General features: G+C 68.1%; 22 protein-coding genes and 1 pseudogene. 18 read left to right on the forward strand and 5 right to left on the reverse strand.

Translation table 11 applies throughout. From position 1 onward, the window contains the following. Positions 1-25: 25 nt before the first annotated feature. From mreD to IB225_RS09170, 6 genes and pseudogenes are all read left to right on the forward strand, one after another. On the forward strand, positions 26-511 hold the full coding sequence (gene mreD, locus IB225_RS09145; protein ID WP_192310968.1) for a rod shape-determining protein MreD: 486 nt from the start codon (positions 26-28) through the stop codon (positions 509-511). Positions 512-514: 3 nt separating this feature from the next. Next, positions 515-2350, forward strand: a pseudogene (gene mrdA / locus IB225_RS09150) (penicillin-binding protein 2); the annotation flags it as partial. A 314-nt stretch (positions 2351-2664) separates the two neighbouring features. Next, a complete protein-coding gene (gene rodA / locus IB225_RS09155; protein WP_192310970.1) occupies positions 2665-3801 on the forward strand; it encodes a rod shape-determining protein RodA in 1137 nt (378 codons plus the stop codon). Between the two features lie 75 nt (positions 3802-3876). Further along, positions 3877-5022: a lytic murein transglycosylase B gene (mltB, locus tag IB225_RS09160; protein WP_192310971.1), complete on the forward strand. Its 1146-nt coding sequence runs from the start codon at positions 3877-3879 to the stop codon at positions 5020-5022. Further along, positions 5019-6194 (forward strand): septal ring lytic transglycosylase RlpA family protein, encoded by a 1176-nt coding sequence (locus tag IB225_RS09165; RefSeq protein ID WP_192310972.1) that lies wholly within the window; start codon positions 5019-5021, stop codon positions 6192-6194. Before mltB ends, IB225_RS09165 begins: the two co-directional genes overlap by 4 nt. A gap of 116 nt (positions 6195-6310) precedes the next feature. Beyond that, complete coding sequence (locus IB225_RS09170) at positions 6311-7510, forward strand: D-alanyl-D-alanine carboxypeptidase family protein (protein WP_192310973.1); 1200 nt, start codon at positions 6311-6313, stop codon at positions 7508-7510. 31 nt (positions 7511-7541) lie between these two features. On the opposite strand, the gene IB225_RS09175 is transcribed toward IB225_RS09170, so the two are convergent. The 3 genes from IB225_RS09175 to IB225_RS09185 form a co-directional block, all read right to left on the reverse strand. Further along, the gene (locus IB225_RS09175) at positions 7542-8156 is read right to left on the reverse strand and encodes a hypothetical protein (protein ID WP_192310974.1); all 615 of its coding nucleotides are present in this window, start codon (positions 8154-8156) and stop codon (positions 7542-7544) included. Between the two features lie 77 nt (positions 8157-8233). Next, a complete protein-coding gene (locus tag IB225_RS09180) occupies positions 8234-8764 on the reverse strand; it encodes a hypothetical protein (RefSeq protein ID WP_192310975.1) in 531 nt (176 codons plus the stop codon). Positions 8765-8923: 159 nt separating this feature from the next. Further along, on the reverse strand, positions 8924-9796 hold the full coding sequence (locus IB225_RS09185) for an EamA family transporter (protein ID WP_192311839.1): 873 nt from the start codon (positions 9794-9796) through the stop codon (positions 8924-8926). 244 nt (positions 9797-10040) lie between these two features. Here IB225_RS09185 and IB225_RS09190 point away from each other — a divergent pair, with 244 nt between their 5' ends. From IB225_RS09190 to glnE, 4 genes are all read left to right on the forward strand, one after another. After that, the gene (locus tag IB225_RS09190) at positions 10041-10973 is read left to right on the forward strand and encodes a CsgG/HfaB family protein (RefSeq protein ID WP_192311840.1); all 933 of its coding nucleotides are present in this window, start codon (positions 10041-10043) and stop codon (positions 10971-10973) included. Between the two features lie 100 nt (positions 10974-11073). Next, the gene (locus tag IB225_RS09195; RefSeq protein ID WP_192310976.1) at positions 11074-11352 is read left to right on the forward strand and encodes a DUF493 family protein; all 279 of its coding nucleotides are present in this window, start codon (positions 11074-11076) and stop codon (positions 11350-11352) included. Beyond that, positions 11349-12008, forward strand: coding sequence for a lipoyl(octanoyl) transferase LipB (lipB, locus tag IB225_RS09200; RefSeq protein ID WP_345776601.1), 660 nt, complete (start codon positions 11349-11351; stop codon positions 12006-12008). Before IB225_RS09195 ends, lipB begins: the two co-directional genes overlap by 4 nt. Before the next feature lie 198 nt (positions 12009-12206). Further along, positions 12207-15023, forward strand: a complete 2817-nt coding sequence (gene glnE / locus IB225_RS09205) for a bifunctional [glutamate--ammonia ligase]-adenylyl-L-tyrosine phosphorylase/[glutamate--ammonia-ligase] adenylyltransferase (protein WP_192310978.1) — start codon at positions 12207-12209, stop codon at positions 15021-15023. Positions 15024-15041: 18 nt separating this feature from the next. On the opposite strand, the gene IB225_RS09210 is transcribed toward glnE, so the two are convergent. After that, a complete protein-coding gene (locus IB225_RS09210; RefSeq protein WP_345776602.1) occupies positions 15042-16013 on the reverse strand; it encodes a mitochondrial fission ELM1 family protein in 972 nt (323 codons plus the stop codon). Positions 16014-16136: 123 nt separating this feature from the next. Here IB225_RS09210 and IB225_RS09215 point away from each other — a divergent pair, with 123 nt between their 5' ends. From IB225_RS09215 to IB225_RS09240, 6 genes are all read left to right on the forward strand, one after another. After that, positions 16137-16724: a malonic semialdehyde reductase gene (locus IB225_RS09215; RefSeq protein WP_192310979.1), complete on the forward strand. Its 588-nt coding sequence runs from the start codon at positions 16137-16139 to the stop codon at positions 16722-16724. A 27-nt stretch (positions 16725-16751) separates the two neighbouring features. After that, on the forward strand, positions 16752-17324 hold the full coding sequence (locus tag IB225_RS09220; protein ID WP_192310980.1) for a YceI family protein: 573 nt from the start codon (positions 16752-16754) through the stop codon (positions 17322-17324). Positions 17325-17484: 160 nt separating this feature from the next. Further along, positions 17485-17682, forward strand: coding sequence for a zinc-finger domain-containing protein (locus tag IB225_RS09225; protein WP_062357310.1), 198 nt, complete (start codon positions 17485-17487; stop codon positions 17680-17682). A gap of 36 nt (positions 17683-17718) precedes the next feature. After that, entirely contained in the window at positions 17719-18858 is a 1140-nt protein-coding gene (locus IB225_RS09230; protein ID WP_192310981.1) for a glycosyltransferase, read from the forward strand. Next, the gene (locus IB225_RS09235; protein WP_192310982.1) at positions 18830-20152 is read left to right on the forward strand and encodes an O-antigen ligase family protein; all 1323 of its coding nucleotides are present in this window, start codon (positions 18830-18832) and stop codon (positions 20150-20152) included. Before IB225_RS09230 ends, IB225_RS09235 begins: the two co-directional genes overlap by 29 nt. Continuing rightward, complete coding sequence (locus tag IB225_RS09240; RefSeq protein ID WP_192310983.1) at positions 20118-21047, forward strand: lysophospholipid acyltransferase family protein; 930 nt, start codon at positions 20118-20120, stop codon at positions 21045-21047. The genes IB225_RS09235 and IB225_RS09240 overlap by 35 nt, the downstream gene beginning before the upstream one ends. On the opposite strand, the gene lpxL is transcribed toward IB225_RS09240, so the two are convergent. Next, positions 21038-21970 (reverse strand): LpxL/LpxP family Kdo(2)-lipid IV(A) lauroyl/palmitoleoyl acyltransferase, encoded by a 933-nt coding sequence (gene lpxL / locus IB225_RS09245; RefSeq protein ID WP_192310984.1) that lies wholly within the window; start codon positions 21968-21970, stop codon positions 21038-21040. The genes IB225_RS09240 and lpxL overlap by 10 nt on opposite strands. A gap of 39 nt (positions 21971-22009) precedes the next feature. On the opposite strand from lpxL, the gene waaA reads away from it, so the two are divergent. Then, positions 22010-23311 carry a lipid IV(A) 3-deoxy-D-manno-octulosonic acid transferase gene (gene waaA, locus IB225_RS09250; RefSeq protein WP_192310985.1) on the forward strand — a complete coding sequence of 434 codons (1302 nt, stop codon included), beginning with the start codon at positions 22010-22012 and terminating at the stop codon, positions 23309-23311. Next, positions 23308-24528 (forward strand): CaiB/BaiF CoA-transferase family protein, encoded by a 1221-nt coding sequence (locus tag IB225_RS09255; protein WP_192310986.1) that lies wholly within the window; start codon positions 23308-23310, stop codon positions 24526-24528. Before waaA ends, IB225_RS09255 begins: the two co-directional genes overlap by 4 nt. Positions 24529-24677 lie beyond the last annotated feature (149 nt).

Raw genomic sequence — 24677 nt, forward strand, 5'->3', positions numbered from 1 at the left:
CCTCGCCCCCGCAGGAGCCGCAGCGATGAGTCGCGCGCGTACCGGCTGGCTGATGCCGCTGAGCATCCTTGTCGCCCTGCTGCTGGGCCTGCTGCCGCTGCCGGACCTGCTGCAACCGCTGCGCCCGTACTGGCTGGCGCTGATAGTGGCGTACTGGGTGATCGAGGCGCCGGACAGTGCCGGCCTCGGATTCGCCGTCATCATCGGTCTGATCGCCGATCTGATGTTCGGCACGTTGCTGGGCGAGCAGGCCCTGCGCCTGCTGATCATGGCCTTCATCCTGCAGCGCTTCCGCGCGCGGCTGCGCTTCTTCCCGATGTCGCAGCAGGCGCTGGCCATCGGCGGCCTGCTGCTCAACGACCGCATCGTCACCACGGTCGTGCACCTGGCGCTCGGCGAGCCCACGCTGCCCTGGCAGTACTGGTGGGCGCCGCTGCTGGGCATGCTGTTCTGGCCGCCGCTGTTCGTGCTGATGGACGCGTTGCGGCTCGGTCGCCGCAGGCGGGGTTGAGCGATGGTCGGGCCACGCCGGCGCGGCAAGAATCCGCATGCCGAAGCCGACCAGTTCCGCCGCCGCGCGGTCACGGGTTTCGTGGTGGTGGCGCTGTGCCTGCTGGGCCTGGGTGCGTGGTACTTCAAGCTGCAGGTCATCGACCACGACGACTACGCCACGCGCTCGGAAGCCAACCGCATCCGTCCGCGGCCGGTCGTGCCCGGGCGCGGCACCATCTATGACCGCAACGGGCTGCTGCTGGCGGAAAACGTGCCGGCATTCCGCCTCGACGTCACGCCCGACAAGGTCAAGGAGCCGGCGAAGCTGATAGGCGACCTGGCGAAAATCATCGACCTCTCGCCCGAGGACATCGAGCGTTTCGAAGCCACGCGCAAGGCCACGCGCGGGTTCCGCCCGATCACGCTGAAGCTGCGCGTCAGCGAAGAGGAAATGGCGCGCTTCGCGGTGGACCGCTGGCGCTATCCTGGTGTCGAACTGGTGCCGTACCTCACCCGCCGCTACCCGTATGGCGAGCTGTTCGCGCACATCGTCGGCTACGTCGGCCGCGTCGACGAGAAGGACTTGGAAACGCTGGGCGAAATCAATTCGGCGTTGACCCATATCGGCAAGACCGGCCTGGAGCGCTATTACGACGAGCAACTGCGCGGCCGGATCGGCTACGAGAAGGTGGAGACCAACGTGGAAGGCCGCGCGCTGCGCGTGGTCGGACGCGTGCCGGCACAGGCGGGTACCGACCTGCGGTTGAGCGTCGATGCGAAGCTGCAGCAGGCCATCGTCGATTCGTTTGGTGAGCTCGAAGGCTCGGCGATCGCGGTCGATCCGCGCACCGGCGAAATCCTCGCGATGGTCAGCCTGCCGAGCTACGACCCCAATCTGTTCGTCAACGGCATTTCCAGCAAGGACTTCAAGCTGCTCAACGACAACCCGTCGCGACCGCAGTTCAACCGGCTGGTGCTGGGCGGCGTGGCGCCGGGCTCGACGCTGAAGCCGCTGATCGCGCTGGCCGGGCTGGACAGCGGCAAGCGCAAGCCCGAGGACACGGTGGTCTCCACCGGTATGTTCTACCTGCCCGGCACCAGCCGTGGCTGGGGCGATGCCAGCCGCCGCGGCCATGGCGTCACCAACCTGCGCAAGTCGATCTCGCAGTCGGTCAATACGTACTACTACCGGCTGGCGCTGGATCTGGGCATCGCGCAGTTCGACGACTACATGGAGCACTACGGCTTCGGCCAGCCGACCGGCGTGGACCTGCGGGGCGAGATCGGCGGCATCCTGCCGTCGCCGGCAGCCAAGCTGAAGACACGCAAGGAGCGCTGGTATCCCGGCGACACCGTCAACGTCGCCATCGGCCAGGGCGACTGGAAGGTCACGCCGCTCCAGCTCGTGCGTGCGACGGCGGGCATCGCCAACGGACAGATGCGTCGTCCGCACCTGGTCAGTGAGGCGCGCGTAGGCTTCGATCGTCCCTGGGAGCCGATGCCGCAACCCGCGCCCGTTGCGATCAGTCCCAACCCCGCGAATGTCGAGGTGGTGCGGCTGGGTATGCAGGACACCATGCAGCCAGGCGGCACCGGCTGGCGCACCGCGCTGGGCGCGCCCTATCTGATGGCGGGCAAGACGGGTACCGCGCAGGTGATCAGCCGTCGCGGCACCGCAGCCGTCGATCCGCGCAGCCTGCCGATGCACCTGCGCCACCGCTCGCTGTTCGTCGGCTTCGCCCCGGCCGACAACCCGACCATCGCCATCGCCATCGCGGTGGAAGGTGGCGGCTACGGCGGCAGCACCGCAGGCCCGATGGCACGCAAGATCTTCGATGCCTACCTGCTGGGCAAGATGCCGGAGAAGGAGGGCGAAGAAGCAGTTCCCGCAGGGACGGCGCCCGCGACACCGCCGGCATCGCCCACAACGGCACCGCCCGCGAATCCGACGCCGGGCACGAATCCAAGCCAGGGCACGAGCCCCTCTCCCCCCGGTAGAGGGGTTGGGGTGAGGGGCAACGAAGGTCGTGTGGGTGGAAGCGCGCATGGCGTCGCCGCGTTCGCACCGACTGCTTCAGGTCTGTCCAGCATCGCGCCTGTCCCGACCCTCTCCCCAACCCCTCTCCCGGCGGGAGAGGGGCTTGAGGCGGCGTCCGGGCGGAGGGTATCGGCATGACCGACCTGCTGCGCTGGGGCTTCGACCTGCTGCGCCATCTGCTGCGCACGCTGGACTGGCTGCTGCTGGGCGCCCTGCTGGCGCTGATGGCGATCGGTCTGGCGGTGTTGTACAGCGCCGGCGGTGAAGCACTGGGTTCGCGGCTCGTAGTCGCGCAGGGCGTCCGCTTCGGCGTGGGTCTGGTAGCGATGTGGGCGCTGTCGCGTGTCACGCCGGTGCGATTGCGCGCATGGACGCCGGGCGTGTTCGCGGTGGCGCTGGTGCCGCTGGTGCTGGTGCTGTTCATCGGTACCGGCAAGCACGGCGCGCACTGGATCGACCTGAAGTTCTTCTACCTGCAGCCGTCGGAGCTGCTGAAGATCGCGCTGCCGATGATGCTGGCGTGGTACCTGCATCGCGAGCCGCTGCCGCCCGGCTGGCGCACGACGATCGTGTCGGCGCTGCTGATCGGCCTGCCGACCGGACTGATCCTGCTGCAGCCGGACTTCGGCACGGCGATGCTGGTGGCGGCCAGTGGCGTGTTCGGCCTGTACCTCGCCGGGCTGTCGTGGTGGTGGTTCATCACTGCCGGCGTGTTTGGCGGTACGGCGGTGGGTCTGGTGATGTTCGCGCCGATCTCGTGGTTCTCGTTCCTGCGCGAGTACCAGCAGAACCGCATCCTGACCTTCCGTGATCCGGAGAACGATCCGCTGGGCGCCGGCTGGAACATCCTGCAGTCGAAGATCGCCATCGGCGGCGGCGGCTGGACCGGCAAGGGCTGGGGGCAGGGCTCGCAGTCGCACCTGGATTACCTGCCCGAGCACACCACGGACTTCATCTTCTCGGTGCTGTCGGAGGAATTCGGCTGGGTCGGCGTGGCGGTGGCACTGTCGCTGTATCTGTTCGTCGTGGGCCGTTGCCTGTGGATCGCGATGGACGCGCGCGACACCTATTCGCGCCTGCTCGCCGGCACGCTGGGCATGGCGTTGTTCGTGTACGTCATCGTCAACGGCGGCATGGTGTCCGGCCTGTTGCCCGTGGTCGGCGTGCCGATGCCGTTGCTCAGTTACGGCGGTACCTCGGCGGTGTCGCTGCTCGCGGGGCTGGGCCTGGTGATGGCAGTGCGTGCGCATCGCCCGGTGCACGGGTACTGACGACGCCATCAGTGCACGTCTGTGCAGCGTGCGCTGTTCACCCTGTCCTGAAAGGTGCGTGCTACGCTCGCGCCGATGATGCGACGCGCTCTTCCCTGTCTGCTGGTGCTGGGCCTCGCGGCTTGCGCCACACCGCAACCGCCGGCGCCGGCTTCCACGGCGACCGATGCTCCCTCAACTCCCGCCGCGGCAACGCCGGCCGAAACCTCGGTCGAACGCGTGGCCGAGGTCTCCGCCGATGCCTTGAAGCCGGTCGACTTCGCGACCGCGAGAGCGAACTTCGTGCGCGACACGGCGGCGAAATACGGCATCGCGCCGGCCGAGATCGAAGCCACGCTGGCCAAGGCGCAGTTCCTCGACAGCGTGGTTGCGGCGATGTCGCGACCGGCCGAACGGGTGAAGCCCTGGAGCGAGTACCGCGTCGGCTTCCTGACCCAGACGCGCATCGACGGCGGCCGCAAGTTCATCGCGGCGCACCGTGACGAACTGACCCGTGTCGAACAGCAGTACGGCGTGCCCGCCGAGGTGATCGTGTCGATCATCGGCGTGGAGACCAATTACGGCGGGTTCACTGGTCGCCACAAGGTACTGGACGCGCTGTACACGCTGGCGTTCCGCTATCCGCGGAGCGGTGATCCGGCGCGAGCCGCCTACGAGCACCGGCGGGAGCAGTTCTTCCGCGACGAACTGGCGCAGCTGTTCGCGCTGGGCCGCGAAGAGAAACTCGACATCGCGTCGCTGACCGGCAGCTATGCCGGCGCGATGGGGCTGGGCCAGTTCATGCCGTCCAGCTATCGCGAGTTCGCCGTGGACGGCAACGGCGACGGTCGACGCGACCTGTTCACCACCTACCCGGACATCTTCGCCTCGATCGCCAACTACTTCCGCAAGAAGGGCGGCGAGCGCGGCGGCTGGGTGCCGGGTGGCGCGGTGGTGGCGCGCGCGCAGCTGCAGGATGGGTTCGCCGAGTTCAATCCCGAGACGTGGACGCCGGACTACACGCTGGCACAGCTGGCCGAGAAGGGCTACCGCCCGATCGAGCCCGTCGCACCCGATGCCACCGCCACGCTGGTGCAGTTGGATGGCGCCGACGGCAAGCAGTACTGGCTGGGCTTCCAGAACTACTACGCGATCACCCGCTACAACAACTCCAAGATGTACGCGATGGCCGTGCACCAGCTGTCGCAGGCCATTGCCGGTCGCGAGATCCCGCCGGCATGAAGTGGCTGGCCCTGCCGCTGCTGGCGGTGGCCCTGGCCGCGTGCAGCACGGCACCGAAGAAGTCGCCGTCGCCGTTGGGCGGCAGCGCATCGCGACCATCGCCTGCCACGCCGTCGCCGACCATCGCCGGCAAGGACTGCTCGCGCTACGCGCCCGCACAGGAAGACCTGTCCACGCGCGGCGACTACACCGCTGGCGGTCTTTACAAGCCCGGGGTGTCGGACACCACGCCGGACCATGTGCCCGACCTGGACTGCATCCGAGAACCGCTGGTCACCGCCGAGCCGCGCTCACGCGTGGGCAACAAGTCGCCGTATTCGGTGCTGGGCAAGCAGTACAAGGTGCTCGACCGCGTCGATGGCTACGTCGAGCAGGGCACCGCGTCGTACTACGGCAACAAGTTCCACGGCCGCCGCACCTCCAACCAGGAGGTGTACGACATGTATGCCTACAGCGCTGCGCACAAGTCGCTGCCGCTGCCGAGCTTCGCGCGGGTTACCAACCTGGACAACGGCAAGTCGGTGGTCGTCCGCGTGAACGATCGCGGCCCCTTCCACGAAGGGCGCGTGATTGACCTTAGCTACGCCGCTGCGGTCCGCCTGGGCATCACCCAGCGCGGCACAGGGCGCGTCGAAGTGCGCGCGCTGACCCCGGACGGCAGCACGCTCGCCGCCGCGCCCGCGCCCGCGCCCGCGCCTTCGTCGTCGGCGATGGACCAGCTGGTCGGGCAGTTGCCGAAGGACGCCGCGCGCTACCACGTACCCGCCAAACCGGGCGACGCGCCCAGCGCCGCAGGTTTCGAGGCCTGGATGAAGGCCAATGGCGTGCGCGTGGCCTCTGGCAAGCCGGGCGCGCCGGTGGCGGCCACGGCGGCTGCCTCTGCATCGGTGACGCCTGCCGCTCCGCCTGCAGCGGTCGTTGCACCGGCGGCGACCTTGCCGGCCGCCCTGCAACTGCAGGTCGCCAGCTTTTCCAGCCGCGACAATGCCGACCGCGCGCTCGCCCGCCTGACCGCAGCCGGTATCGCCGACGCACGGCTCAGTGACGTGCCGGGGGCGGACCGTCCGTTGTGGCGCTTGCGTGTCGGCGCGGCGGATGCCGCATCGGCAGAGGTGCTGGCCGGCAGGATCGCCAGCCTGGGATTCGGTCGGCCGCAGATAGTCCGCGAGTAGTGACGCACGCCGATTCGTCGGATTTTTACGTCTTTCCAACCCAACCCGCGGTCGGCCTCCCTACAATATTCGCCTTGAACCGTCAGGCCCACGGCCTTGCCAGGAGTTTTCCGCCGATGAAGTTCCGTTTCGCCCTCGCCGCGCTCGCGACCACCGCCATGGGCCTGGCCATCGCCCAGACCCCCGCGCCGACGCCGGCCCCCGCTGCACCGGCCGCCGCCGCGGTCGAGATTCCGCCGCCGCCCAAGCCGACCGCCACCGCGTGGGTCCTGGTGGACTACATCACCGGCCAGGTGCTGGCGGGCGAGAACTACAACGAGCGCGTCGAACCGGCCAGCATCACCAAGGTCATGACGTCGTACGTGCTGGCGGCCGAGCAGAAGAACGGCAAGATCAAGCCCGACGACCAGGTGATGATGAGCGAGCGCGCCTGGCGCGAAGGTGGCGCCGCCACCGACGGCAGCTACAGCGGTTTCGCGGTCAACAAGACCGCCCCGTTGCTGGACATGGAAAAGGGCATGGCGGTGCAGTCGGGCAACGACGCCGCCATCGCGCTGGCCGAACATGCGGCCGGCAGCCAGGAAGCCTTCGCTTCGCTGATGAACAACTACGCCGCGCAGATCGGCATGAAGGGCTCGCACTTCGTCAACGCACACGGCCTGTCGGCGCCGGAGCACTACTCGACGGCGTACGACCTGGCGCTGCTGGGCCGCGCTTTCATCCGTGACTACCCCGAGCAGTACGCGTTCAACAAGATCAAGGAATTCACGGTCGGGCAGATCACCCAGCCGAACCGCAACCTGCTGCTGTGGCGTGATGCGAGCGTGGACGGCATCAAGACCGGCCACCACTCCGCTGCGGGCTACTGCCTGATGAGTTCGGCCAAGCGCGGTGACCAGCGTCTGGTCGCCGTGGTGATGGGTTCGACCTCCGAGAAGCAGCGCGCCGACGACAGCCTGGCGCTGTTGAACTGGGGTTTCCGCTTCTACGAGACGCACCGCCTGTACGAGCCGGGCAAGGCCATCGCCACGCAGCGCGTGTGGAAGGGCCAGGCCAAGGAAGTGCAGCTGGGCGTGGCACAGCCGATGCTGGTCAGCGTGCCGCGCGGCCGCTACGACGCCCTGAAGCCGACCATGGACGTGCCGAAGACGCTGGTGGCGCCGATCACCGCGGGCCAGGAAATCGGCATGGTGAAGGTCACGCTGGACGGCAAGGTGGTGGCGCAATCGCCGCTGGTGGCGATCAGCCCGATCGAAGAGGCCGGCTTCTTCAAGCGCCTGTGGGACGCGTTCTGGATGTGGTGGGAGTCGGAGTGATCTCGATGCATCGTTCCGGCCGGAGGCATCCTCACAACGGTCGGTCGCGCGTCGCGTAGATGAAGTGATCAATGCTACCGTCCGCGCGCGTCCTCGACATGGCGACCGCGTACGGAAGCTGCTTGGCCAGCTCGAAGTTGAGCAGTGTGCCGGCATCGGTTGCTTCGCCGCTGTCGGTATAGGTCATCCGGATGCGGCAGGTACGGCTGCGGCATTCGATGTCAGAAGAGAGCGGTGGCAAGGCCCCGAATTCGCGGAACTTCTCCGCCGATAGCGCCTGCTCGATCAACCGTGTCGACGCGAGCGACCATTGCGCATTGTTCTTCTCCTCGGCGAAGACTCGCTCGATCCTGGCGTGCGTGGCGGCGATATCTTCGCGTGAGGGGCCTTCGCGATCGGCGACCCGCGCACCGCTGCCGGTGGAACTGCGCATTCCTCCTGCTTCCGTCGTGCGGAGGGCCGAGAGTCGTGCGTTCAGTTCATCGACCTTGCGCGAGAGCCGGAGGAGGTCCGCATTGGTCGCGATGCCCTCGTCTGCATGCCCGGGCATCGCGTCGCCGGCCTGCCGGTCCATGATGTGGCCAGCGAAGTAGCCAGCAGCGGCGGCCACCGCGATCGCGAGGGCAAGAAGCTTGCGTGTATCCATAGGGTTTTCCGGAAGTCCAGGTCATCCGTCGGCAACAGGAACCACGCCCCCGTGAGGGAGCGTGGCGGTTGAGCCCTTCAGAGCGGCGCGGTGTTGGTCGTGTTGTTCTCGTACCAGAGGATGTGCGCGAGCTTGGCGCGGGGAGGCAGCCTGCAGACGACCGTGATCGTCGCGGTCGAGCCGGCGCCCGAAAAGTCGGCGGCATCGAAGGTGGCAGTCCAATCGGTCGTGGCCGACGCGATATCGCGGGTGACGGTCACGACGGGCCCAAAGGATGCGTTGCCCTTGTTGAGCACGCACTGCACGCTGCCCTTGATCGTGCGCGTTCCGTACACGAACAGGGCCGCATGGCCGTTCGCGTCGCTGTAGGCCTCGTCTGCATCCTTGGTGATCGCGCACACGACCGACTTGTTGGCGGTCGTCGATGCATTCTGGATGCCATCGCCACGAATGATGTAATCCTCCTGCTTGGTTCCTCCATAAGGCGTGCAGAGCGCACCGCTCCAGCGCTTGTCGTCGGTCGCATGGCCAGGAACATGGACGAGCGACAGTAAGACGCCGGCGGCGATCGCGACGAGTGTGGTTATTCCAACGTACGGCGATTTCATTTGCATGTGTCTCCAGTCGAGGGATGTCGGCCGACGGTGCCACCGTGGGCTTGTCGATACCAACGCCGCATGATTGGAGGACCGGCCACGATATCTTCCGAATCCAGGCATTCACTTATGTGAGTGGGACGTTCCGAGTGGCAAGTATGCGCGAATCACCTATCGCGGCATGGCGCCTGCAATGAGTGATATGGCCATGATCGCCAGCGGAATGGCCAGCATGTTCATGCGGCTGAGTCGTTCGCGGAACAGCAGTGTTCCGGCAAGCGTACCTAGTAGCACCACGCCGATGTTCATCGTGGAGAACACCACGGCCGGGTTGTCCGGCAACGCGCGATGGGCCTTCACATAGAAGAGGATGTTGCAGAAGTTCAGTGCCCCGAGCAGTAAACCGGTGCCGAGCGCCGGAAGCGTGAGGGCCGGGCCGCCGCGCGCATGTCGCACGAGTTGTACGCCCATCATCACGACGAATGCTGCGACGAAGGCGACCTGCAGCGACGCGGCAAACGGCGTGCCGGCCGCAGCGATGTGCTTCAACAACACGTCCACGCTGGCATAGCCGATCAGCACCAGCAGGGGCAGCGCCCAACCGGTCCAGCCGCGTTCGGCCTTGGCAGAGGCGTCACGCGGACGCAGCACCAGCAGCACGATCGCCAGCAGGCCCAGCGCGAGGCCGGTCAGGCGCTGCGCATTGGCCTGTTCGCCGAACCACAGGAACGCGGCCAGCAGCGACAGCACCAGCGACATGCGCTGCGCGATGTCGGTGCGCACGATGCCCGCTGCCCGCACCGACGCCGACAACGCGAGGAAGATGCCGGGCAGCAGCACCGCCAGCAGCGCGAGTGCCGGCCAGGGCGCGTGCGGTGAGGCGAGCGACGCCAGCGGCGGATCCAGCAGCGAGAAACACAGCAGCGACGCCGCGAGATAGTTCCAGGTGATCCCCTGGGCGGTGTCGATACCGCGCCGCTGCATGAGCTTCAGCAGGACCGAGACGAGCACGCTGCAGACGACGCTGGAGAGCAGGTAGGGCACGGTGGACCTCACGGACGGGGCGGGCATTATCGCCGCTTCGGCGCAGCCGCTCCCATGGGATGGCCTTTGGCTGTCACTCTTTTCGTATGTAGCCATCGACACCGCATTCTTCGCCTATCATCGGGGCCGGGTGATCCGGCACGCGAAGGCAGGCCACGCCCGCAACGGAAGGTCCGCGGGGTGCGGGCACCATCATTCTCAAGGAGATGCACGAGTGAACAGGGGAATTGGCAAGACGGTAACGATGACGGCATGCGTGCTGATGGCCGCTGCCGCAACGGCGCCCGCGTGGGCGCAGCGCCAGAGCGCGCAGGACCAGCGCAAGCAGCAGACTGCCGAGATTCCGGTCTGCGCCAAGCCGCTGGGTACGATCTCGGTGATCGAGCCGGAGGATGGCGTGAACTGGTGGAGCGGCCAGCAGCTGCCTGCGCCGTCCAAGCTGATCAAGGTGTTCGTCAACAAGTCGCGTTGCTTCACGCTGGTGGATCGCGGCGTGGGCATGGGCGCAGCGATGGCCGAGCGTGACCTCGCCGCCAGTGGCGAACTGCGCAACCGCTCCAACATCGGCAAGGGCCAGATCCGTGCCGCCGACTACGTGCTGGTGCCGGACCTGATCTCGCAGAACAGCAACGCCGGTGGCAACGCGATCAGCGGTCTGCTGGGTGGTCTGGTCGGCGGCAACGTCGGCCGCATGGTCGGCGGGTTGGACTTCAAGAAGAAGACCGCCGACGTGGTGCTGACGGTCACCGATGTGCGTTCGTCCGAGCAGGTCGCGATGGCCGAGGGCAGCGCCAAGAAGACCGACATCGGCTGGGGCGCGGGCGGCAGCCTGTTCACCGGCAGCCATTGGGGCGGAGGCGGTGCCAGCGGTTACGCGAACACCGAGATCGGCCAGGTCATCACGCTGGCCTACCTGCAGGCGTACACCAACCTGGTGAGCGAACTGGGTGGCCTGTCCGGCAATGCGTCGGCCTCCAACGCGCAGCAGGCGGTCGAAATGACCAAGCCGGGCCGCCTCTTCGCCAATCCGAAGGGCACTGGCAAGCCGGTGCGTGACCTGGACCCGGGCATGATGCTGTACCCGACCGGCAACAAGGACGGCATGATGTGGGAAGTCGAGGACGAACTCGGCAACAAGGGTTGGGTCTCGTCCAGCCTGGTGCAGCTGGCGCGCTGAACCGCGCGGTTGCATGAACGAAGGGCCGCGCGAGCGGCCCTTCGTCGTTCCGGGAGCCACGTGGCTTGGCTTTCGTCCCCGCCGTCCCAATAATCCGGGCATGGAAATCAAATCCGACAACCCCGAACACGGCTTCCAGTTCCCCGGCACCTTCGAGCTCAGCGCCATGGGTACGGCCGGTACCGGCCTGGAAACCGAACTGCCGCGCCTGCTGGAATCGAAGGGCGTGGAAGTCGTCCACGAAGACATCAGCTGGAAGCATTCGGCCAACGGCAAGTATGTGTCCGTGCGCATCCGCTTCCAGGCCAATGACCGCGCGCAGTACGACGCCGCCCATGAAGCCTTGCGCGACCATCCTGAAGTGAAGTGGACCCTGTGACGGCGACCTGCATCGTCCGCGAACTCGGCCGGCAGCCGTATGAGCCGGTCTGGCGCGCGATGCAGCGCTTCACCGATGCCCGCACCGATGCCACGGCCGACGAGTTGTGGCTGGTCGAGCATGATCCGGTGTTCACCCTCGGCCAGGCCGGCAAGCCGGAGCACGTGCTCGCGGCAGGCGACATTCCGGTGATCCATGTCGATCGCGGTGGCCAGGTCACGTACCACGGCCCCGGCCAGATCGTGGCGTATCCGCTGTTCGACCTGAAGCGCCTGAAAGTCGGCGTGCGCGAGTACGTCTGCAAGATCGAGCAGGCGATGATCGACACGCTGGCCGAATGGAACGTCCACGCCGAACGCAAGGACGGGGCGCCCGGCGTCTATGTCGCTGGCGCCAAGATCGGCGCACTTGGCATCCGCGTGCGCCATGGCTGCACGTTCCACGGCCTCGCGTTCAACATTGCGATGGACCTGGAGCCGTTCCATCGCATCAATCCCTGCGGCTACCAGGGCCTGCAGGTCGTGTCGCTGGCCGATCTCGGCGGCCCATCCGGCATGGACGAGGTGAAGCCGGTGCTACTGAAGCACATGGCGGACCAGTTCGGCCTGTCGCTGCAACGCGAAACTGCGTTGCCGGATCTCTCCGAAGCTGCATAGCGCAGGCAGGTTGTGGGAGCGACGTAAGTCGCGATGGCTTTCCCGGGGATTCCGCAACCGTACGGGATACGGGTCCGTCGTGGGACGAGGTGTAGCGCGAACGGATGCCTTCGCACGCGATCGCATCGCGACTCACGTCGCTCCCACATCGAAGCTGACCGCGTGCGTCGAGCCGGCCGCGTGCCACAATCGGTCGCCATGAATGACGCGACCACGACACTCGACACCGAACGCCGCGCATTGACCGAACGCGGCCTGGCGCGACTGCGTGCCGTGTCCGCCGACGTGGAGGCACTGCTCGCCGATGCAGGCCACGTTGACCGCGTGTCGTGTGTCATCGCGACGAGCGACCTGGCGCTCGAAACCCTGCGCCGTCAGCCCGATCTGCTGACCGCACTGTTTCGCGACGATGGCGCGGCACCGTGGCCAGTGCCCGACCTGACCACCGACAACACCGCGCAATGGCCCGAGCTGTTGCGCCGCTACCGCATCGCCGAATCGACGCGGCTGGTCTGGCGCGACGTGCACGGTCTGGATACCGTCGACGATACGCTGGCTGGCACCACGCGCCTGGCCGAGGTCTGCCTGCAGACCGCGCTGGAGGCGCTGGAAGCGGAGTTCGCGCAGCGTCATGGCGTGGTGCGGGCCGCCGACGGCAGCGTGCAGCGGCTGGTGGTGTTCGGCCTGGGCAAGCTGGGCGGCGGCGAGCTGAACTTCTCGTCCGACATCGACCTGGTCTACGCCTATCCGCAAGGCGGCGAATCCGATGGTGCGCGATCGCTCGCCGCCGAGGACTATTTCATGCGGCTGGGCCAGCGGCTGGCGAAGCTGCTGGATGAGCCGACCGTCGACGGGTTCTGCCATCGCGTCGACCTGCGCCTGCGGCCGTTCGGCAACGCCGGTCGCGTCGCGTTGTCGTTCGCGGGCATGGACCAGTATTTCCAGCGCGAAGGACGCGACTGGGAACGCTATGCCTGGTTGAAAGCCCGCGCCGTGGCCGGCGACATCGAGGCGGGTGAACGCTGGCTGGAATCGCTGCGCCCCTTCGTCTACCGCCGCTACCTGGACTACACCGCACTCGACGGCCTGCGCGAGATGAAGGCGGCGATCACGGCCGAAGTCGCGCGCCGCGAGCTGGCGGACGACATCAAGCGCGGGCCGGGTGGCATCCGCGAGATCGAATTCCTGGTGCAGGCGCTGCAACTGATCCGCGGCGGTCGCGAAGCCGCGTTGCGCGAACGTCGCCTGCGCGTGGCGTTGCCGGCGCTGGTCGCCACGCGACAGGTGTCGGTCGAGGAGGGCGAGGCGCTGATGCAGGCCTACCGGTTCCTGCGTCGGCTGGAAAACCGGTTGCAGATGCTGCGCGATGCGCAGACGCATGCGCTGCCCGAGGATCCGTTGGACCGTCACCGCATCGCACGCGGCCTTGATTATCCGGACTGGGACAGCCTGCGTGCCGCGCTGGACGTGCAGCGTGCGCGGGTGTCCGCCGAGTTCGCCGAACTGCTGGCGCCGCGCCAGCGCGATGCGGCGCCTGGTGCATTGGCGATGTACTGGCGCGCGCTGCCGGATGGTGGCGAGGCGGAGACACTGGCGTCGTCAGGCTTCGCGGATGCGGGCAGCGCCGATGGTGCGCTGCGCGAGTTCGCGCAGTTCAGTGGCGTGCGTGCGTTGTCGGATGCGTCGCGCGCGCGGCTGGATCGCGTGGTTCCCGCATTGCTCGACGCCTGCGCGCGTTCGTCGCAGCCTGATGCCGCGCTGCGTCGCGTGCTGTCGCTGTTGCAGGCCATCCTGCGCCGCGCGAGCTATCTGGCGCTGCTGGATGAGCAGCCCAGCGCGCTGGGCAGGCTGGTCGACGTGCTGGCGCGCAGTGCGCTGCTGTCGGAGCGGCTGGCGCAATACCCGCTGCTGCTGGACGAACTGCTCGACACGCGCGTCTCCGGCCCGATGCCGGACCGCGACGAACTGCGCACCGAATGCGAAGCCGCCCTGGTCGAGGACGATCCGGAGACCTGTCTCCGCGTGTTGAACGAACGCCGGCTCGCGCTGAGCTTCCGCGTTGCGCTGGCTGCGCTCGATGGCCGTCAGTCCGCGCGCGACAGTGTGCGCCAGCTGGCGTGGCTGGCGGACGAGGTGGTCCGCGTCGTCGTGCAGATCGCCACGCGCGACGTCGCCACGTCACACGGGATCGTCGCCGCAGGCCGGTTCGCGGTGATCGGCTATGGCAGCCTGGGGGGCGAGGAGCTGGGGTTCGGTTCGGATCTCGACCTGGTGTTCCTGTTCGATGCACCGGCGGAGGCGGAGTCGGACGGTGCACGCCCGATGGAAGCCGGCCGCTGGTATGCACGCCTGGCGCAGAAGATCGTCGCGCTGCTGGGTGCGGTGACTGCCGCGGGTCGGCTCTACGACGTGGACGTGCGTCTGCGTCCGGACGGCGCAAAGGGCCTGCTGGTGTCGTCGCTGGCGAGCTTCACCGAGTACCAGCGCGACCGCGCGTGGACGTGGGAGCACCAGGCACTGGTGCGCGCGCGCGGCGTGGCCGGCGATGCCACGCTGCTGCAGGCGTTCGAAGACATCCGCACGGCGACGCTGGCGCGACCACGCGAGGTCGACGTGCTGCGGGACGACGTGGTGAAGATGCGTGTGCGCATGCGGGGCGAACTTGACCGCAGCGACGTCGCGCGCTTCGACCTGAAGCAGGGCGCGGGCGGACTGGTCGATCTGGAATTCCTGCTGCAGTACCTGATCCTGCGCGATGCGGCGGCGCAGCCCGCCCTGTTGTCGCCGCGCGACACGCCGGGATTGATCGCCGCACTGACGAAGGAAGGTGCGGTATCCATGGAGGAAGCCAGCGCGCTGGATGCGGTGCACGCGACCTTTGTCGCCGAGGGACTGGCCTGCACGCTGGACCGGCGCCCCAGGCTGGTTGTCGAGAACGCGGCGCTGGCCATGGCACGCGCCGTCGTCATGCGGACCACGGCGGCGCATGGGCTCGACTTCGACGCAGCGGGCTGAGCGGCGTCCTTCTTCGACTCAGGGGCCCAGGCGGGCCCGTACTTCAGCCGCGACGCGTGCGGTCTCGCGCAAGGGATCGCCAGCGAACGGCGCGGGTCCGTCGGCGAGCGGGCGGATCCGTCCTAGCCCCAGCAACGCGTCGAGGAAGTGACGTGGACGCCCGGTGACGCGATCCGGCTCGAACACCTGTACCGGCACGCGCGTGCCGCAGGCTTCCGACACCATGTTCACCGACTCCGGCGTGCAGACGATGCGGTCGGCCCACGCCAGCAGCCCGGCATAAGGATTGGGACCGTCGGAGGGACCACACCACAGGACGGCGTGCGGACGGTTCGCCCATCGCCGGCGCACGGCATCGATCACTCCTGCAGGCGTGCGCCGCGAGGTGGTGACCATCAGGCTGCCGCCTTCCGCCGTCGAGTCCTCGATCAATGCCGCGAGCCGCGCGAAGGCGTCGGCATCGAAGCGGTAGTGCGCACTGTCGCCGCCGAGCAGCACCGCCGTGCGGGGCGAGGGCAGGGCGGCGAACGCGGGAAACGCCGTGCGGGCATCGGCCAGCCAGGCATCGTCGACCGGATTCAGGCTGCCGAGCAGGGTCAGGACGTTCGGACCGGCAAGTCCGTCGTGCTCCGGCGCGATGACAAGATCCCAGTGCGACGGGTCGAGGCGCGGATCGAGAATCTGGACCGCGTGGCTGCCGCGTGCACGCAGCAGGCGTGTGGCGAGCGCCGCCTGGCGACCGCAGCCGATCGCCAGTGCGGGCGGACGCTGCAGCAGCTCATCGAAGGCCGGTCCGAACGACCGGGTCGCACCAGGCAGCCGTCGCGGTGCCATCCAGCGCCACGGAGCACGCGGTTCAAGGACCACGTCCCGCTCATCGTCACCGAGTGCACGCGCCAGCGACTGCGCCTGGCGTACGTTGCCGGCGCGGCCGTCCGTCAGCGTGCAGAGGTCGTGCGAATCGGCATCGACGGGCGGTTTTTGTTCCACTGGTTAAAACAATCCGTTCCGGGTCGATTGGATGTTGCCATAGTCAGGACACTCTACACTGCCCCTCCGATGCGCCGGCCCGTGCCGCCGCGACGTGATTCCCTTCCTTGCGACAGGTAACCCATGTCCCACGCTCTCGACGCCGCTTCGCTCGACCAGCTGTTCCGCACCGCCCGCAGCTACAACGCCTTCAGCGGCGAAGTGAGCGACGACACCCTGCGCCAGCTGTACGACCTGCTGAAGTTCGGGCCCACCCAGGCCAACACCACGCCGGCGCGCTTCGTGTTCGTGAAGTCGGCCGAGGCCAAGGCGAAGCTGGGTCCGGCGCTGGACGAGGGCAACTACGCCAAGACCATGGCGGCACCGGTCACGGTGATCATCGGTCGCGATGAAGACTTCCACGAGAAGCTGCCGTTCCTGTTCCCGCACACCGATGCCAAGGCCTGGTTCGACGGCCCGCGCGAGAACCGCTTCAAGCCCGCGCTGCGCAACGCCAGCCTGCAGGCCGGCTACCTGATCGTCGCTGCGCGCGCGCTGGGTCTCGACGCCGGCCCGATGACCGGCTTCAACGCCGCCAAGGTCGACGAGGCCTTCTTCGCCGGCACCGCCATCAAGTCCGACATCCTGGTCAACCTGGGCCACGGCGATCCCGCCAGCATCTTCCCGCGTTCCCCGCGCCTGGGCTTCGACGAAGCCGCGCGCATCCTCTGACACCCCCACCACCCGGAGACTTCCCCCATGCGCAAGACCCTGCTCGTTGCCGTCCTGTTCGCGTTCGCCGGTTCGGCCTTCGCAGCGCCGGTGACCTACAAGCTCGACCCCGGCCACACCAACGTGCTGGCCAGCTGGAACCATTTCGGCTTCTCCAACCCGAGCGCCAACTTCGGCCAGGCCGATGGCACCCTGGTGTACGACGCCGCCGACGTGTCCAAGTCGAGCGTGCAGGTCACGCTGCCGCTGACCGGCCTGAGCGCGCTGGCCGACCAGTTCTATGACCACCTGACCAGCGACAAGTGGTTCGACGCCGCCAAGTACCCGTCCGCCACCTTCAAGAGCACCAAGGTCGAGGCCGCGGGCGAAGGCAAGCTGAAGGTCACCGGCGACCTGACCATCAAGGGCATCACCAAGCCGGTCGTGCTGGACGTGACCCTGAACAAGGCCGGCGAGCACCCGATGAAGAAGGTGCCGGCGATCGGCTTCGACGCCACCGCCACCGTGAAGCGCAGCGATTTCGACGTGGGCGCGTACGCGCCGATGGTCAGCGACGAGGTCACGCTGAAGATCACGACCGAAGCCACGGCCGCGAAGTAAGTCCCGCGATCCGGCCTTCCTCCCCCGGCCGGATACCCCGCAAACGCCGTCCCGCTCGCGCGGGGCGGCGTTTTGCGTTGCGGATGCCGTATCCGTGGGCACGCCCGCGGGGCGCTGGCTGGTAGACTGGCCGCCTCGTTCCATCACCCCTCGCACCGCCATGAGCCAGACCGCCACCGCGCCCGCCAACGCCGAGAAGCGCTACACCGTGTCGCGCGCCGACCTGCCGCTGAGCTGTCCGCTGCCGTCGATGGCGCTGTGGAATTCGCACCCGCGCGTGTACCTGGCCATCGAGGATGCGGCGGGTGGGGAAGTGCAGTGCCCGTATTGCGGTTCGCACTTCGTCCTGGCCGACTGACCGGATGATGCGGGCCCCGCGCGTGGCTCACCGCCCATGCGCCGCCTGACCGTCGTCCAGCTGCTGCCGGCGCTGGAGTCCGGTGGCGTCGAACGTTCCACGCTTGAGATCGCCGATGCGCTGGTGCGTGCCGGGCATCGTGCCGTGGTCGTGTCGGCGGGAGGTCGCCTCGAATCCGCGTTGCGTGCCGCCGGGGCCGAGCACATCACCCTCGACATCGGGCGCAAGTCATTGCTGACGCTGCGCCATGTCGGCGCCTTGCGGCGGCTGTTCGCCGATATCGGCGCCGACATCGTGCATGCGCGCTCGCGGCTGCCTGCATGGATCGGCTTGTGGGCCGTGCGCGGCATGCCCGCTGCCTCGCGTCCGCGCTTCGTCACCACCATGCACGGGCTCAATTCGCCCGGTCGCTACAGCGCGGTGATGACGCGCGGCGAGCGGGTGATCTGTGTGTCCGACTGCGTGCGCCGTTATCTGCTGCAGCACTACCCGCAAGCCGATCCCGGCAAGCTGGCCGTGATCCCGAGAGGTATCGATCCGGCACAGTTTCCGCGCGCACCGCACCCCGATCGCGAAGCGCGCGCATGGGCGGCGGCGCAGCATCCCGCACTGGCCGGTGACGGGCCGTTGCTGCTGCTTCCCGGACGCGGCACGCGCCTGAAGGGGCATGGCGACGCCATCGCGCTGTTGGCGCGGCTGCGCACAGCGGACATCGATGCCCGCCTGTGGATGCCGGGTGCGCGCGAAGCGGGGCGCGAGCAGTACGTGCTGGACCTGGAAGCAGAGGCCCGCCGTGTGGGCTGTGCCGACGCGCTCGCCATCACGCCGCCGACCACGGAGATCGCACGCGCCTACGCCGCCTGCGATCTGGTGCTGCAGCTGTCGCGCAAGCCGGAAGCCTTCGGCCGCACCGTCATCGAAAGCCTGTCGGTGGGACGCCCGGTGGTGGGCTGGGCGCACGGCGGCGTCGGGGAGCTGTTGGCGGACCTGCAGCCGCGCGGCGCCGTTCCTGCCTTCGATGAGGATCGGTTGTTCGATGCTGCGATGGCGATGCTCACCCATCCATCGCCGCCATTGGCTACGATGCATGCCTACACGTTGCGTGCGATGCAGGACGCCACGCTCGCCCTCTACCACGATCTCGCCGATGAACGTTCCCTCGCCCACGCTCCCTGACACCTCCGCGCGACGCGATCCGCACGGCTGGCGCTGGGCGCCTGCCTGGGTCCTGACGTTTGTCGCGTTGTGGCCGGCGCCTGGCTATGCCGAAGCGATCATGGTGTTGGGCGCGCTGGCGGCCATCGTGCGCCTGCTGCTGGACCGCTTCCGCGGTGGCACCAAGCTGCTGAGTGGAGGCGCATGGGCGCTGACCAGCGCGCTGTTCGCGGCCTATTGGCTGCCGGAGGCGATTTCCGCGATCGATGCGGTCGACACGCCACGCGCCCTGCGCGAGGCCGCGGTCGACCTGCGCTACCTGCCGTTCCTGTGGCTGGTGGCGGCCGCGGTGGCGAACGCGTCGGCCAGGCGCACCACGTTCAACGGCCTGGCGATCATCGTGGCGATCTGGACGATGGATGCACTGGCACAGGTGGTGTTCGGCAGCAGCCCGATGTTCTGGGGACTGGACCAGCTGAAGCAGCTGATCAGCGGCCGGCCGATGTGCACGGAGGACGCCACGCTGGCGGTGGATCGTCTGAGCGGCTTCCTCGGGCCGTGCAACCTCAAGCTGGGCATGGTCATGGCCAGCCTGTCGCCGTTCCTGCTGTTCGTGGCCGCACGACGCATGGAGGTCGCAGGATGGCTGCTGGCGGCGACCCTGGTGGGCATCGTGGTCCTGCTGGCGGGTGCACGCGCGGCCTGGATCACGTATGCGCTGGTGCTGGTGTTCTCGGGCTGGCGCCTGCTGGGCTGGAAGCGGTTGCTGGCGGTGTTCGGTTTCGGCGCGTTGTTGCTGGCGTTGCTGGCCGTCGTCTCGCCGCAGGTGCGCGAGCGCGTCGTGCGTACCACGCAGGCGCTGACGGCCGATGGATCGGGTGTGGATACGGCGCTTTCGGGCCGCGCGCAGATCTGGTCCGCCGCGACCTGCATGGTGCTGGAGCGTCCGATCAATGGCGTGGGCGCGCGTGGCTTCCGCGAAGCCTATCCGGACTGCGATGCGACGCCGCAGCAGCGGCCGGCGTGGGGCGAAGGTCCTGCATTGCACGCCCACCAGATCGTCCTGGAAATACTCAGCGAGACCGGCGTCATCGGCCTGCTGCTGTGGCTGGCAGGCGCTGCGCTGGCCTGGCGCGCATGGCGCTATGCCACCCCTCAGGCGAAGGACCGTGCGCGCCCTGCGATGCTTGCGCTCGCCGTCACGGTGTTCCCGCTGAATACGCACCTCGCGTTCTATTCCACCTTCTGGGGCGGACTTACCCTGATGCTGGCGGCCCTGTATGCGGGCAGCCTGCTGGCGCGCGATGGCGAGTGAGCGCGCCTCGGGCGTGCGCTGCTGGTTCGTAGCGCCCGCCAACCTGCTGGCTTCGGGTATCGCGCGGCTGCCACAGTCCTGGCTGCTGGCCATGGGGAAAGTCGCCACATCGCTGCTGTGGCCCTTGCTGGCCAAGCGCAGGCGTCATGCCGCGACCAACCTGGCGCTCTGCTTTCCCGAACTGGATGAACCTGCACGTGCGCGCCTGTTACGCGACACCGTGCGTGCCACGGTGACCGGTACGCTGGAACTTGTCCGCGGCTGGTATGCGCCTGCGCGCGCGCTGCGGGGATGCGCCGACGTGCAGGGTCTGGAACACGTCCATGCCGCGCGGTCGCAGGGACGTGGCGTGCTGCTGTTCGGCGGGCACATCCCGCATTCGGAACTCTGTGCGCGCCTGTTGGGCGATGCGCTCGGCGAACGCATCAACATCGTCGCGCGCCGCAACAACCATCCGTGCATCGAGCGGCTGATGGATGGCGCGCGTCGCCGCGTGTTCGCCGACGTGATCGGCAAGAAGGACGTGCGCGGCCTGCTGCGCACGCTCTCGCGCGGGGGCATCGTCGCCTACTCGGCCGACCAGGACTTCAACTACCAGAATGCGTTCGTGCCGTTCTTCGGCGTGCCGGCGGCGACCCTGACGGCCACCCCGGATCTTGCGCGACGCGGCAATGCGGTGGTGTTGCCGTTCTGGTTCCATCGCGATGCGGACGGACGCTACCAGCTGCGCGTGGAGCCGACCTGGGAGGGTTGGCCGAGTGGTGATCCGGCGCAGGACGCGGCGCGCTACATGGCCGAGCTGGAAGCCGTTGTCCGCCAGCATCCCGAGCAATACCTGTGGGTGCACCGCCGGTTCAAGACGCGCCCGCCCGGCGAGCCGGATCTCTACCGGTAGAGTTCGCCGCGCCCGTCGGGCTGGCGTTTGAAGCGCCGATGGATCCACAGGTACTGCGTGGGCGCCTGCCGCACCATCGCTTCGATCGACGCGATCACGCGTGCGGTGTCGGCGGTGGCATCGGTCGAGGGGAACTCCTCGAACGCGGGCGACAGCCGCAACGTGTAGCCGCCGTCTTCGCGACGGACATGCGAGAACGCGATCACCGCCGCACCGGAGAGCCGCGCCAACTGGTGCGTCGAGGTCAGGCTGTAGGCGGGGTGGCCGAAGAACGGCACGAACACGCTGTCGCCGCGGCGGGTATCCTGGTCGGGCGCGAACCACAGCAGGCCGCCCTGCTTGAGGTGCTTCAGCGCGGGGCGCAGTTCCTCGCGCGTGAACATCGCGGCGGCGTAACGCAGCCGGCCGCGTTTGACCGCCCATTCCATCGCGCCCTGGTTGTGCGGACGGTACATGCCGGCCAGCGGCGCGTAGTCGCACATCAGGCGCGCCGAGATTTCCAGCGTGGTGAAGTGGCCGGAGACTACGATCACCCCGCGGCCCCCGGCGCGCGCGGCCGCAAGGTGTTCCAGGCCTTCGACCTGCAGGCCTTTCCGCATCGGGTCGACGCTGCCCCACCACGCGCGCGCGAATTCGAACAGGCCGATGCCGAGCTCGCCAAAGCTGGCGCGGGCGAGCGCGTCCTGGCGCGCACCGTCCAGTTCGGGAAAGCACAGGGCGATGTTCCGTTGGGCCACATGCCTGCGGTCGCGCAACACACGGTAGAGCAGCGCACCCACGGCGCGGCCGATCGGGCGTTGCAGGGACCACGGTATGCGGGCGGCCAGGCAGGCCAGGCCGATGCCCAGCCAGGACGGCCATTGCCGCGGGCCCATCGGTGCACGCTCGCCGGCGTCGGAGGATCGCTTCTCGGGTTCGGCCATGACCCATTGTAGCGGCGCCCCCGGGTATCCTTGTCGCCAATGTCGAACCGTACCGCCGAACGCCTGCTGCGCGCCCTCTACTCGGTGGTGCTGTACGTGCTGACGCCGGTCACGGTCTACCACCTGATCTGGCGCGGCTTCCGCTATCCCGAGTACTTCCAGCGCTGGAACGAGCGCTACGGCAGCTACGACACGGCAGTCACTCCGGTCGATGTCTGGCTGCACGCGGTGTCGGTGGGCGAGGTGAACGCCGCCGCGCCCGTGGTCGACGCGTTGCTGCAACGGCACCCCGGCCTGCGCCTGCTCATTACGACGATCACGCCGACCGGTTCGCAGCGGGTGCAGGCGCTCTGGGGCGAGCGCGTGCTGCACGTCTACTCACCCTACGACTTGCCGGGTGCCGTGTCGCGCTTCCTGCGGCAGTTCCAGCCGCGTCTGGCGCTGATCATGGAGACCGAGTTGTGGCCCAGCCTGTTGTTCGGCTGCCACGATCGACAGGTGCCGCTGTACATCCTCAATGCGCGCCTGTCCGCACGTTCGCTGCGCGGGTACAGCGTGCTGCGTCCGTTGATCACGCGTACGTTGCGCACGGTGCGCAAGGTGGCCGCGCAATCCCGTGACGACGCATCGCGCTTCGTCCAACTGGGCGCGCTGCCGGAGCAGGTACGCGATGTCGGCAATCTCAAGTTCGACATTCCGGTGCCGGACAACGTCGGCGACGTAGTGGCCGGTTTCCGCCAGCATCTGTCCGGTGGCCGCCCGGTCTGGATTGCCGCCAGTACGCACGAAGACGAAGAAGCGCCGGTGCTTGCGCTCCACGCGCGCCTGCGCCAGCGCTGGCCTGACCTGCTGTTGCTGTGGGCGCCGCGGCACCCCGAGCGGTTCCCGCGCGTGGCCGAGGCGGCGCGCACAGCGGGATGGAATGTCGGCACGCGTCGCGTCGATGGCTGGCCCTCTGCGGGCAACGATGTCTTCGTGCTCGACACGCTGGGCGAGCTGATGGCGTTCTACGCCTGTGCGGACGTGGCCTTCGTCGGCGGCAGCCTGCAGGCGATCGGCGGGCACAACATGCTGGAGCCCGCCGCGGTCGGCACGCCTGCCGTCACGGGGCCGCATCTGCACAACTTCAGCGAGATCTCCCGGCGCCTCAAGGAAGCCGACGCACTGGTGATCGCGCAGGATGTGGCCGGCGTGGGTAACGCGCTTGAGGCGTTGCTCGCCGATGATGCGCGTCGACGCGAGATGGCGGACCGCGGGCGCGCCTTGGTGGAGCATGGCCGTGGCGCACTCGGCCGCACGCTGACGATGATCGCGCCGCATCTGCCGGCACCACAGGCATGAATACGCCGATGCCGCGCGCGCTGGAGGGTGTGCGCGTGCTGGACCTGACACGCGTGCTCGCCGGTCCGTGGTGCACGCAGGTGCTGGCGGACCTGGGGGCCGAGGTCATCAAGGTGGAGCGTCCCGGCAGCGGCGACGACACGCGCGGCTGGGGTCCACCGTTCCTGCGTGATGCCGATGGCAACGAAACGTCGGAGTCTGCGTACTACCTGTGCGCGAACCGCAACAAGCGGTCGCTGACGGTCGACATCGCGACCGACGAAGGACGGGCCGTCATCCGCCGCTTGGCCATGAAGAGCGATGTGCTGGTCGAGAACTTCAAGGTCGGCGACATGGCGCGCCATGGGCTGGACGCCGCGACGCTGCGGGCGATCAATCCGCGCCTGGTGTACTGCTCGATCACCGGCTTCGGACAGGATGGTCCGTACGCGCAGCGCGGCGGCTACGACTTTGCCGTACAGGGGCTCGGTGGCCTGATGAGCGTCACCGGTGCGGCCGATGGTGAACCGCAGAAAGTCGGCGTCGCCGTCGCCGACCTGTTCACCGGCATGTACGCCTCGGTGGCCATTCTTGCCGCCTTGCGCCACCGCGATGCGACGGGCGAAGGGCAGGTCATCGACATGGCGCTGCTGGATGCGCAGGTCGCGATGCTGGCCAATCTCGGCAGTCATTACCTGGTCGGTGGGCAAGCGCCACCACGGCAGGGGAATGCGCACGCCAACATCGTTCCCTACCAGGTCTTCGCCGTGGCCGATGGGCACATCATCGTGGCGGTGGGCAACGACCGGCAGTTCGCGCGGTTGTGTGGTGTGTTGGACGAATCCGCGCTGGCCAGCGACGAGCGCTTTGCGACGAATGCGGGACGCGTGCGCCATCGCGACGTGCTGGCGCCGCGGCTGCAGGAAGCGTTGCGGCTGCGCGACAGGAGTGTATGGCTGCCGTTGCTGGAGGCTGCAGGCATTCCGTGTGGACCAGTCAACGACATCGCCGACGTGTTCGCTGACCCGCAGGTGCAGGCGCGAGGCATGGTCGCGCGCGTCGCGCATCCGCAGTCTGCGAGCCTTCCGCTGATCGGAAGTCCCTTGAAACTGTCGGTGACACCGGTCGATACGCCGCGTGCACCGCCGTTGCTAGGGCAGCATACCGACGAGGTGTTACGTGAGGTTGGCTACATCGATGACGAGATTGCAGCGATGCGGAGCTGCGGCGTGATCTGATCCGCAAGGCGTGCTGTGGGAGCGACGTGAGTCGCGAGCTTTCCTGACAGTTGATGTATTCCTGCTTCGCGACTGTCGTCGCTCCCACAAGAATCCGGGTGCCACAAACGACAACGGCGGGCCGAAGCCCGCCGTCGTGATCGCGAAGG

This window comes from Pseudoxanthomonas sp. PXM02 (genome assembly GCF_014851805.1).
Taxonomy (GTDB): Bacteria; Pseudomonadota; Gammaproteobacteria; order Xanthomonadales; family Xanthomonadaceae; genus Pseudoxanthomonas_A.